Source organism: Bacillus sp. FJAT-27001 (assembly GCF_019039175.1).
In the GTDB taxonomy this organism is placed as follows: Bacteria; Bacillota; Bacilli; order Bacillales; family Bacillaceae; genus Bacillus; species Bacillus velezensis.
The window spans coordinates 267,073-280,511 of record NZ_JAHOAA010000001.1; the positions used below are offsets into that span (position 1 = coordinate 267,073).

Genomic DNA, 13,439 nt, shown 5'->3' on the forward strand with positions numbered 1-13,439 from the left:
CACTCCTCTCTCATTTAAATGCTTTCCAAAACATTTTTTTCGCAGGAAGCTCTTGTTTCTCCGCCGGTGCGTCAGGTTCTTTTACCAGAGCCTTACGTCTTAATGACGGTACCGGCAGCGGCTTTCTTTTCATTCGGGTGTCTTTTTCTTCCCAAGCTTCCAGAATGACGTGGGCGTTCGTTCCGCCGTCGGCAAAGCAGTTGATGGCTGCTGACGGTCTGGCTGCATCCCATTCACCGGCTGTTTTATGAAAATGAAAATCTGTCTTTGTTATATCAAAATGCGGCATCGGTTCATCTCCTGAGAGGAACGGAACCGTTTGTTTATGCTTCAGCATTAATACGACTTTAATGAAGCTTGCGATGCCTTCTGCGCAAAGCGGATGCCCGATGTTCGGCTTGATTGACCCGATGCCGAGCGGAACATGCTGACCTGAGCGGTATACGGATTGAATCGCCTTCAGCTCAAGCAAATCAGTCACCGCGGAACCCGATCCGTTTGCTTCGATATAAGTGATGTCTTCCGGCTTTTTGCCGCTTTTGAAAAGCGCGCTTTGCATGACGTCTTTTTGCGCCTGCATATTAGGAGCTGACGGGCCTGCCGTTCTGCCGTCATTGTTCATGGCGGCGGCCTTAATGACCGCGTGTATCGTGTCGCCGTCTTTTTGCGCCTGGCTTACTGTTTTTAACAGCACCATGCCGACGCCTTCACCGAGGACAACTCCGACTGAACGCTTGTCAAATACGTGAAATGCCGGCTTTTCGTTTAACAGCCCGCGCTCTTGGAACATCCGGTGCGCCGCATCCGTGTTCAGCAGGCTGACGCCGCCAACTACCGCCGCTTTGATATCGCCGCTTCTCAGTGCCTGAACGGCCATGTTCATTCCTGTCAAAGCCGATGAACAAGCCGTATCAAGCACGATGCTCGGCCCGCGCAGATCAAAAAATTGCGAAACGTTTGCCGCTAAATAATTCTGCCCGCCCGCAACGATCGGGTTGCGGGTATTCGCAAGAATTTCAGGATCAGGCTGATGCTGGCTTCGGCCTCCGATATACACACCGGCCTCTATACCCTTGATTTCTTCACGGGAATAGCCGGCATGGCACCAAAGTTTCAAGCTCTCTTCCAACACCGCCAATGCCTGAGGGTCCATCGCTTTCGCGTCGTTTTCCGGAATGAAAAAGAATTCGGAATCAAAGTGATCCATATTGTCAATCAATCCCGCAACGTATTGATTTGCATATCCGAAACGTTCCGCCGGGACGGAGCCGATTGCGGACCTGCCGCTTCTCAGCAAGTCCCAATATTGTTCTAACGATTCCGCTCCCGGAAAACGGCAGCTCATTCCGACGACAGCAATGTCTTCAGTTACGGCATCACGCTTTTGGTCAGTGTGAACCGTTTGTACGGCAGCCGGAACCAACAATGCTGTATCAGGTTCCTCCCTTTCTGCAAGCAGCGGCTGCCCATTGGATACAAGCCATTCGGAAAACGCGTCAATCGTCGGATGTTCATATAAAACAGACGGATCTAAGTCCTCTTTGAGCGCTTGATTCATTTGCTGTAAAAGCTGCGCTAAAATGATCGAATCAACCCCGTAATCCTGAAACGGTTCGTCTGTTTCCAGTTCTTCCGGAGCGATTTTCAGCTCATCGGAAAACAGTTTCACAAGCCACGCCTTCGTATCAATAAGCAGTTCTCTGTCTGAATGTTTTTCAGCGGCTTTGCCGTTTATTACGGCTTCAGTCTCTTTTTGTTTTTTCTCTTGACAGAGCAGCCTGTCAGGATGCCATTCGCTCCGATCAATGATAGCCGGCAGAACGGACGGGCGGATGTTTTCAGATAAAATGCGGTCCAGCAAGTCAAGTCCTTCCGCGTTGGACAGTCCCAGCAGCCCGGTCTGCTTCAGGCTTTCTGTGCGGACTTCACCCAATCCGGTTTCCTTCCAGTTCGGCCATTGAATGCTGACTAACGGATATTGATGCTGATGAGCCGCCGCGAAATAATCCATGTACGCATTTGCCATCGCATAATCCGACTGTCCCGCCGCGAGCGCCGGAACGACTGCAGATACTGAAGAAAATAAGACAAAAAATTTCAAAGGATCATTTGTGAAAAGGCTGCTTAATGTTTGAAGCCCGGCGACTTTCGGTTCCAGCACTTCTTGTATATCGTCAGCAGTCTTTCTGATAAACGCCGGATTTACTGAATTAACCGATCCCGCACAGTGAATGACGCCGCCTATCGGTCCCATCGTGCGCCGGATCGTTTCAATTTCCGCTGCCGCCGCATCATGATCAGACAATTTCAGACTGATCACCGCCACCTGCACTCCTTTTGCTTCAAGCTCTTCAATCGCCCGTATCTTCTCTTTCAGTCTCGTATTAACGGCTGACCGTTCATCGCGGGGAGGAATCGGCTCCCTGCCTGTCAGCACTACTTTTTTCACGCCGTGTTTTTCTGTGAAATGGCGGGCGCATAAGAGACCCAGTCCCCTCGTGCCTCCGGTAATGAAAAGCACATGGTCTTCAGGAAACGGTGCGGGCTTATGTTCTGCTCGCTTCCCGCTTGGTATCTCCCTGAATAAAGCACGGTATCTCTGTCCGTTTCGGCGGCAGATTTCCGGTTCTGTGCAGTCCGCCGAAAATTCATCTGCAATCTGTTTGGCAAGCGTCTGCTGATCCGTATCTGTATCGGCATCCATGTGTCTGGACGTCACGTTTTGATACTCATTTTGAAGCATTCTGTACAGGCCGCTTTTTGCCGCTCCTGCAAGATGAATCGTTTTCTGCTGAAATGGCTCCAAGCCTTTTGTTACATATAGCAGCGTCAGCGGCCGCGCTTGCCGGCGGCTTGTATCAATCAGAGTCTGGAGCCGGCTGATCCCTTCCAGTGAAGGGTCTTCGTCTCCGCATCCCGTCAGATCGATTGCTCCATCTATGTGATTCCAATCGCTAGCTGCAGTGTCAGCCGAATCGACCGGGAGAATGAATGAGTCAGCGAAATGCTTTGCAGTCTCTTCGGCTAGCTCCGCTGTTCTTGCATCAGCCAGAATCATGACCGTCTTGCCGCTTTTCTCACCGGCCGAATCGATCTCACACGGAACCCATTGCTTTTCTAAAAGCACAGCCTCGCGCCGGTCTTCTGTTTCCTGCGGTACGGCTTTCGGCTCAGGCAGCCAGTACGGCTCCTTCGCAAATGGGTAAGCCGGCAGACTGATTCTGCGGGGTTTTTTGCCTTGATAGAGTCTGTCCCAGTCCATCTGAAGCCCTTTGGCCCACAATTCCGCTATTTTGGCGTATTTTTTCTTATCGAACCATGACCTCACAAGCTGCTTCAGGTCATCGTCCGTTTCAAATGCTTTGATTTCTTTTTTAGCCGTTTTGATATGGGCTTCATATATCCCTTCACCCGTATTTCCGTTTACAAAATCGGTTAAACGGCTGATCAGTTCTTCTCTCGAACCGGCTGTAACCGCAAGACGGTAATCCATCGCATCACGCCCGGTTTGAAGCGTGTACGCCATATCTGAAAGATTGATATTCTGATTGGCTTTTGCAAATTCGATCACAGACTCGGCATAGGTTTTTACCTGAGGCGCTTTTTTCGCCGACAGCACAAAAATGTTTGTCTCATCAGGCTTTCGGCTTCCCCGGTCTTTCGGCTGATACTCTTCGATAACGAGATGAGCGTTTGTGCCGCTGTAGCCGAACGAGCTGACACAGGCCCGCCGCGGTGCTCCGCCTGTTTCCCAAGGTTTGAGTTCGGTATTGACAAATAAAGGCGAGTCATCGAAATCAAAATGTTCATTCGGCGTGCTGAAATGAAGGGTCGGCACAAGCTGCTGATGCTTCATCGACAGCAGAACCTTCTGGACGCTTGCTACACCTGCCGCCGCCGACGTGTGCCCAATATTCGATTTAACCGAACCGATGGCGCAAAATTGTTTGCGATCCGTTTTTTCCTTAAATACAGAAGACAGGGCTTCTAATTCAATCGGATCCCCCTGCTTTGTGCCGGTGCCGTGCATTTCCGCATAGGTGATGCTCTCAGGGTGGATGTTGTGCGCTTCATACACTTGGCGCTCTAAATCCATTTGGCTTTTCGCGCTTGGTGCGGTAATGCCGTTGGTTTTTCCGTCCTGGTTAATTCCAGATCCGATAATGACTCCGTAAATATGGTCTTGATCGGCTTCCGCATCTTTCAGCCTCTTCAAAACGAGCGCCCCCGCGCCTTCGCCAGGCACAAATCCGTTCGCACTGTTATCAAATGCTTTACATTGGCCGTCAGGAGACAGCATTCCGGCTTCACACATGCTGATGTATGATTCAGGCGTTAAATACAAGGTCACACCGCCGACAAGCGCCATGTCAATTTCATGATTCAACAGCGCCTGACGCGCCAAATGAGTCCCGACGAGAGATGAAGAGCATGCCGTATCGATCGGAATGGCCGGCCCTTTCAAATTGAGATAATAAGGCAGGCGGGCCGCCGCGATGCTGAAACTGTTGCCCGTCGCGCTTCCTCCTGTCTGATGTTTGTTTAACATCATGCCGTATTCATTGTTCATAATCCCCAAATAAACGCCGCAATTTTTCCCGTTTAATTCTTTTGAGCTGTAACCCGCATCTTCAAAGGCTTTAAAACCTTCCTGTAAAAATATCCGGTGCTGCGGGTCCATAAGTTCCGCTTCAGACGGAGATATATTAAAGAACAGCGGATCAAACTCTTCAATGCCGTCAAGCATACCGATTGATCTGCAGTATACTTTGCCCTTCTTGTTTAAGGCCGGATCATAGTATTTGTTTACATCCCAGCGGGAAAGCGGGATGTCGCGAATGGCGTTTTTCGCACGGGCTAAGTTGTCCCAATATGTCTTTAGGTCCGGCGCATCCGGGTACTTGCCCGACATGCCGACGATGGCTATCGCGTCCGCTATCTCGTCTTTAGGCTCCCGTTTGGCCTGCACCGGTTCAGGTTCCTTTTGAACCGTTAATCTCTCCGGCTCGGCAGGTGTTTTCTCCTGCGGGGCATGTTGCTGCGTAAGCGGCTTTGGACGTACGGGAACCGTCTGTTTTTTTCTTCCGCGGACAGACGGCTGCGTACGCAGAAAATCGGCAAATTGACGGATTGTCGGATAATCATACACTTTCGTTACGTTACAGTCCGTGCCGTACCGTTTATTGACGGCCTTTATCCATTCAAGACCGGTAATCGAATCCATACCCAAGTCAATAAAGGCCTCATCAATATCTACTTCATGCCGCTCCATGTACAATACATCAGCCAGTGCTTTTGATAACTCATCATGCACCGCTTCAATCGGTTCTTCCGGTTCGGCGGAAGCTGCCGTTTCTGACATCGCCTCCAGAATATCCGCTTCTGCTTGGATCACATGCTGCTTATGAGCGTTTAAAGGCTGCAGCATGATGTTTGACGGTTTTTTCACGGCTTCTGTTTTCTGCGGTTCGGTTGCTTCCTCAAGGATCGGTTCTGTCCCGAGCTCTTTTTGCAAGAAGGCCGCAAACTGGCGGATTGTCGGATAATCATATACTTTCGTCACCGTAAGGGACGTGCCGTATGCTTTATTAACAGACTTTATCCATTCAAGACCTGTAATTGAATCCATGCCGATATCAATAAATGTGTCGTCTGCGTCGATATCGTCGGCATCCATATATAAAACGTCTGCCAAACTTTCGGTTAATACGGCACTTACTTTTTCAGCGGAAACCGCCGGACGGGAAACAGACTGTACGATTCTTTTCGGTTTCGCGCCGCTCAAAGGCTGCAATGAAATGTTTGACGGTTTTTCTTTGGCAGTCTCCTCGTGAAGAGTTGTTACTTCAATGACCGGTTCCGGGGCGGCCGCCGGTGCGATCGGCGCAGACTGTGTGTCGGCCGGTCTTTTGACAGCTGTATCAGCTGATGTGTCGATCCAATAACGGTCTTTTGCAAACGGGTAGGCAGGGAGACTGATTTTTTGCGGTCTGCCCATTTGATACAGCTTATCCCAATTTAGCGGAAGACCCTTCACCCAAAGCTCTAATACCTTTGCGGCTTTGCCTTTTTCAAGCCACGCCTCAATGGTTTTTTCCATGTCCTCATCAGCCGCAAACAGCGCCATCGTGTCTTTATTCTGTTTGACTTGTCCGCGGTAGAGCTGGTCAATTGACTCCTTGCCGCCCGTAAATTCGTCAAGCTTTTCTTCAAGCTCTCGCAAATTGCTGACAATCATTCCGAGACGCTCTTCCATCGGTTCACGGCCGATTTGAAGCGTATATGCGATCCGGCTCAGATCTGCTTCCCGGTAACGCCCGCTCCGCAGTGCATCAAGAAGACGTTTCGCCCGTTTTTGAAGCCGTTGCTCATTTTTCGCGGAAAGGACGATCATCGACGGATGAGGCGCAGCATAAGCCGTCTCCTTATCCTCATCAGCGGAATATTCTTCGATGACGATATGAGCGTTGACGCCCCCGGCTCCGAATGAGGAAAGCCCCGCGGTTCTCGGCAATTCTTTATTTACTCCGTTTTCATTTATGACCGGTCTTTTCCACTCTTCAAGCGTCTGCTGCACTTTGAACGGCGTACTCGGAAAATCAATATTCGGGTTAAGCGTCCGGGAATGCAATGACGGTGCGAGCTGCTTATGCTTCATTTGCAGGAGCACCTTCGTCAGCCCGGCGATGCCCGCCGCGCTTTCACAGTGGCCGATATTGGATTTCGCTGAGCCGATGGCACAAAACTGTTTATCTTGTGTTTGTTCTGAAAAGGCTTTTGTCAGACCCGTGATTTCAATCGGATCGCCGAGTGAAGTCCCGGTGCCGTGGGCTTCGATGTAGCTGACCGCCCTCGGATCGGTTCCCGCGTCTTTTAACGCCTGTTTGATCACCGCGGCTTGGGCGTTCGGATTCGGTACGGAATACCCGTTTGTTTTTCCATCATGGTTCACGGCCGTTCCTTTGATCAGGCCGTAAATATGATCACCGTCCGCTTTCGCTTTAGAAAGCGGCTTAAGGAGTACGGCGCCCACTCCTTCACCGGGCACATAACCGTCTCCGCCTTCTCCGAAACTTTCACATCTGCCTTTGCTTGATAAAAATCTGTTCTGGCCGAGCATCAAATATTTATTCGGATGAACGGATACATTGACGCCCCCGGCAAATGCTGCCTCGCATTCCCCGTTCCGCAAGCTTTGGCATGCCAGATGAATGGCTGTTAAAGAAGAAGAGCACATCGTATCCAGAGCCATGCTCGGGCCGTTAAAACCGAATACATAGGAAGCCCTGTTCGCAATTGATGACGGATTTCCGGTCAGCGCAAGCGATTTTCCGCGCGCCTGTTCTTCGGCTCCGTAAAGCTGATATTCCTCGTACATGACGCCGACGTAAACACCGACATTGGCGCCAAGCAACTCACCCGATTTTTCCGTGAGCTTTTTGCGCGTGTAACCGGCATCTTCCATCGTTTCGTAGACACATTGCAGGAATAACCGCTCCTGCGGGTCCATCAATTTTGCATCCCGGGGCGAAATAGAGAAGAATTGCGGATCAAATTTGTCCACGTCTTTCAAAAATCCTCCCCATTTTCCGTACGTCTTGCCTTCTTTATCTTTATCAGCGTCGTAATAAAGACTGTGATCCCAGCGATCGTTTGGAATTTCGGTTATGCAGTCAGTGCCTTCACTCAAATTCTTCCAAAATTCCTGAAGATTTTCGGCCTGCGGATATCGTCCTGATATACCGATAATTGCGATATCTTCACGTTCTGTCAGCTGCTGATTTTTCCGCGTTTCCGGACGGACTTGCGCAAAGCCTTTTTTCCCTTCATTCCGTTTGGAAACGGGCTTTACTTTCGCTTTCTCAGACAGCGCCGGTTTGGCTTCAGGGGTTTCTTCTGTTTTCATCCCGGTCACTTCCAGCAGCGTGTCCCGGTGTGCTTTCATAAAATACTGCGCCAGCGATTCGATATTCTGGTACTCGAAAAACAATGTTTTTGATAATGAGCCGAAGCTCTTTTCCAGCCGGCCCGTCAAATGCATAATCATAATCGAATCAATTCCGTAATCTTCCATAGGCGCCTTGGCATCAATTTTGCCGACAGGAAGTTTGGTCACTTCCGAAAGCACTTGTTTCAAGAAATGCTCCGTTTTTTCTGCAAGCATGTTCTCTCCGCCTGCTGTAAGACCTGCCGTTTCTTCCGTTTCGCTGCCCTTATCCGGCTGATCATCCGCTGATTTTTTCAGAAACGCCCGGATTTTTGCGGCGTAGCCTTCCGTCACCATGACTTGGGATGTGTTTGCCGCCCACCCGCGGTATAAAGCCTGAATGCCGTTTTCTGTTTGCATAGGGACCATGCCGCTTTCTTTTGTCAGCATGGCTTCCGTTTCAGCATCAACCGTCATGCCGCCGTCTTTCCAAAGCGGCCAGCAGATTGAAAGGGTATGTCCATAGCGTTCATTTCGGGCTTTTTTACGGTTTCTTTTTTCACTGAAGGCGTTCATAAACGCATTGGCCATCGCATAATCAGCCTGGCCCGCGCTTCCGGCGCTTCCGGCTCCGGAAGAGAAAAGAATCAGAAAATCAAGCTCAATGTCCTTTGCCGCTTCATCAAGATGAACCAGCCCGGAGACTTTTGGCGCCAGTACATCACGGATTTCATCTTTGTGTTTTTTGAGAATATAGTTGTCTTTTATCGTTCCGGCGCTGTGTATGATACCGTTTAATCCGCCGTACTGCCGACAGATGTCCGCTATGAGCGATTGAACTTCTTGTTTTTCCGTCATGTCCGTTTGTTTGTACACAGCTTGCGCGCCGAGATCGGACAGTTCTTGAAGCTGGGCTTTTTTACGGTTATCCAACAGAGAACGCCCCGTTAAAATAAGAACGGCGTCTTTTGCATGCCGGGCGATTTCTTTGGCGAATAAAAATCCGAGTCCGCCCGCACCGCCTGTGATCAGATAAACACCTTTATCCTTCCACGGCTTTTCGGCGCCGAACTGTTCAAGCCCTGTTTCCTGCCATTGTGCCGTATAGCGCCTGCCGTTTTCATAGCGAATATGCTTGTCATCAGGATGAGCGCTGCATTCTTTTACATATCGGGACAGCGTGTCTGCCTTGACGTCCGGCTCCAATTCAATCAGCTGGCCGGTCAGGTTCGGGTTTTCAAGCGCCGCTGTTTTCAAAAGCCCCGTTAAGCCGCAAAGGAGCTGCGTATCCGCTTCTTGAGGCACGACAATCTGTATGAGCTCGCGCCCGCCGGAATTTGAAGAAAGGATTTTCTTCACTTCTTCGAACGCCTGAAGCGCACAAGCTTCAAACCGTTCGTCTTCACTCTTATGCTGATCACGGAGCACATGACAGCTGAAGTCCGTCTGTATGCTGTTCATTTGATCCGTAAACCGGTCAGATATCATCACGTGACGGGCTTTGAAATGGATCGGCGCTTTTTCACGTACAGCGGCCTTCTCTTCCCATACGTGTTCAAAAAATAGTGTATCTGTTTTATCCGTTTCAATTTCCCGTGCGGAATAGCCAGTCATTTTCACACATACATTGCCTTGTTCGTCACATACATCAATATCCAGCTTCTGCACGGCATCTTCAGGCTTGCTTTCGCCGCTGTACGCAATGGAAACCCACATATCGCTTTTACAGCTTTTCAACACATCAATCTGTTCGAGAGCAAACGGCAGCATCGGCCGTATGTCAGTCCCGTCTCTGTCCAGCATTAACCCGATTGTCGCGTGGAAGGCCGCATCCAAAAGGCTCGGATGGAGGACAAACTGATCTTTTGTATGAGAAATAGATGACGGGAGTGAGAGCTTCGCGAGCACTTTGCTGTCTTTTGCATAGATTTCCGTGACCGCTTTGTGAGCATCCCCGTATTCAATCCCCATTTGTTTGTATGCCTGATAGCAAGCGTCAGGTGTGATCAGACGGCGTGACTCTCTCAATTTGTCAATCTCGATTTTGGCCGGTTCGCCCGCTCGGACAAACGCTGCGCTTCCTTGCGCATAGAGAACGGGCTCTTGTTCCGAGGAAGCCGATTCACTGTAAACCGTAAATCCCATCTCCCCATTTTCTTCGTCATAAAGACGGAGATACAGATCTGCGGACTCATCCGCCGCTGTAAACGGACGTATCCATACGACATGTTTCAGACGGACTGTTCCTTCTTCCTTCGTTTCTGCCGCATGTTCAACGGCCGCCCGGACCATTTCCAGATAAGCCGCGCCCGGTAACGTCCGCTCGTTTTTGACGACGTGATCTTTCAGGAAAAACTCTCCACCGCTAAACGAGGACCGAAAACGGACGCCTGACATGTTTGATACATTTTCATGCAGGAGCGGATGCAGCATGCCTGCATTTTTTTGCGGCAGCGATTCTCTTTTCTCCGCCTTCGGCACCCAATACCGGATTTTTTCAAACGGATATGTCGGCAGGCTGATCCGATTCGGTTTGTTTTCACCGTACAAGAGATTCCAATCCATCGTTCCTCCGCCGGCCCACTTTTCGGCAATCATCTCCAGACTTCCGGAAGAACGCCATTTATGTATCAAGTCCGGAGCAAGCTCTGCCTGTTTGCTTTTATCAGCTCGGTTCCGCCAGCACCCGCTGACCGTTTTACCTGCCAGAAAGCCTTCCAGCCGCTCTTTGAGCTGTGTCATATTCTGAGCGGTGAACGCAACCCGCTCCTCCATCTGTTCACGGCCGATCTGAAGTGTATACGCCGCATCCTCAAGCGGCAGGCCGGGATGAATAAATGCAGACAGCTTCGCAACATACTCTTTTAGCCGTTCTTCATTCCGGGCTGAAACCGGGAAAATGAATGTCTGTTCTTCTGCCGGTTCAGCATTTGTTCCGTGTGATTCTTCAGGGATAAATTCCTCCAGAATGAGATGCACGTTTGAACCTGTCGCCCCGAAAGAGCTGATGCCCGCACGCCGAGGATATACGGTTTCGTTTCCGTTTTCCGTCACTGATGGCTGCTGCCATGCTTCGGTATGATGCTGGACGTAAAACGGTGATTGTTCAAAATCTAAATACGGATTCAGCTCCTCCGAATGAAGAGACGGCACCAAAGTTTTATGGTGAAGCTGCAGGGCAACCTTGCTTAAGCCGCTGATGCCCGCAGCCGATTCCGCATGGCCGATATTGGACTTCACTGATCCGATCGAACAGAACTGTTTGTCCTGTGTGTACTGGCGGAACGCCTTGACAAGGCCTTGAACCTCGATCGGATCGCCGAGAGAAGTTCCCGTCCCGTGCGCCTCAATATAACTGACCGTGCGCGGATCGATGCCCGCTTTGTCCAGGCATTCTTCAATCAAATCAGCCTGCGCGACAGGACTCGGCACGGAAATTCCGCTCACTGTCCCCACGTGATTGACGGCACTGCCCTTTATCACCGCATAAATCCGGTCGCCGTCTTTTACCGCCTCTCGCAGCGGTTTTAATAAAACGGCACCGATTCCTTCAGCCGGTACATAGCCGTCTCCGTCTTTCCCGAATGTATGACAAACCCCGTCTGTTGAAAACATGTCCCATAAACCGTATGTCAGATATTTATTCGGATGCAGCGACAAATTGACCCCTCCGGCAACCGCCGATTCACATTCCCCGCGCCGAATGCTTTCCGCAGCAAGGTGAACCGTAGTCAGCGAAGATGAACAGACCGTATCGACCGCCATGCTCGGCCCGTGAAAATTGCAAAAATATGAAACTCTGTTTGCGATTTGCGCATAATTAAGAGAAAGCGGGAATACATGATCTTCAGAAGAAGCTTCAGCCCCGACCAACGTATAATCCTTATGCATCACCCCTGCGAAGACGCCGACGCGCTGTCTCTTATTCCGTCCGCGCGCCTCTGCGAGCGACTTCGGCGTATATCCGGCATCCTCAATCGTTTCCCAGCATGTTTGTAAAAACAGCCGTTCCTGAGGGTCCATTGTTTCAGCTTCCCGCGGCGTAATCCGGAAAAATTGGGGATCAAAGCAATCCGGATCATCAATAAATCCGCCCCATTTTGAAATGCTCTTTCCGGAAGGCGACTTTACATTTTCAAACCGGCGCCAGTCCCAGCGAGACTCCGGAATTTCGGTGACACAGTTTTTTCCTTCTTTCAGGTTTTCCCAGAATTGATGAATATTTTCGGCCTGCGGGTAGCGGCCGGCCATGCCGATAATCGCGATATCTTCATCTTGCGGAACACTGCTTTTCCGTCTTCTCTCTGTTTGCGGCTCAACCGGCTTCTCCATTTTTGCCGGAGACGCGCTGAAATGGCTCCCGTACTGCTCAGTCAGGAAAGCTGCCAGCTCTGCTGCCGTCGTATATTCAAACAGCAAAGTCGGAGAAAGGGTTTCGCCGATTTTTTCGCTGATCGTTTCGACGACGTCAAGCAGTCCGGACGATGTCAGCCCCATTTCATAGTAGCCGACTTGAGAATCAATCTGTTCAAGCGGCTTGCCGATTTTTTCCGCCATCAGATTCATGACATACCGCTCTGCTTCCTCATGCGGGTGTCCGCCTTCAAGCGATGCCGCAACTTCCGGTAAACCGGCTTTTTCAGGAGACTTCTCAGCAGTCTTTCGTTCTGTATTGATCAGCTCGGCATCCCGCACGAGCTTGCTTGTGAAATCTTTCAGCTCGGCTACTTTTCGGCCGGATGCGTTAAAAAACTCCAGTGTAATGTAAATGAGCTCCTTTTCCTGCCGAAGCGACGAACGTTTGATTCTCGTGATGCAGCCGGCCTGCAAAGGTTCGGAAGCTGTAAAAGATTCGTAGAAAAGAGGCAGAAACAGCCTCTTTTCCCCATTTAACAGCGATGAGATCAATAGGTTTGCGCCGACGCCGCTTCCGTCAAGGAGAGTCGGATGGAACAAAAACCCCCCGGCCTGTCCCATCGCGTCTTTTCCGAGCGATACATCAAAGATGACGCCGTCCCGCTCCTCAAACACTTCTCCTTCTGCTTTCATATATCCGCTGTGAACCAATTCCTGGCTTCTGCATTGTGCATACAGCTCATTTAAATCGATGGTGCGTTCCGCCTCGCGTTTGACAGAGTCAAGATCAAGCGTGTCACTGAAAATTGCGGGTGCCGTCTCGTGCATTTCCGCTTTGACGTAAATACGTTCTTCCGGCTGTACTCGTCCGCCGCTGACCTCAGCCCCTTTTGCGGTAAGTTTCCAGCGCCCTTCTTTTACCTTTGTACATTCAACCGTAAGCTTGACGGCGCTGTCTTCTTTCGCAATAAGCGGCTGATATATGGATAAATGGCGCAGCTGAAGCCCGTCGTATGAATAGCCGCGCTCTTTGAAAATCTGATAAAACATATCAATATAAGCCAATCCCGGAAGGACTTTTTGTCCGTAAACGTCATGATGTAAAATAAACGGATTTTTCAGCGATAAAGTGATTTGCTTATTGAAGTTCTTCACG

The 13,439-nt window shown here is 50.3% G+C and carries 1 protein-coding gene; it reads right to left on the reverse strand.

Translation table 11 applies throughout. From position 1 onward, the window contains the following. Positions 1-10 precede the first annotated feature (10 nt). Positions 11-13,438, reverse strand: coding sequence for a type I polyketide synthase (locus BGM27_RS00855; RefSeq protein WP_007409846.1), 13,428 nt, complete (start codon positions 13,436-13,438; stop codon positions 11-13). Position 13,439 lies beyond the last annotated feature (1 nt).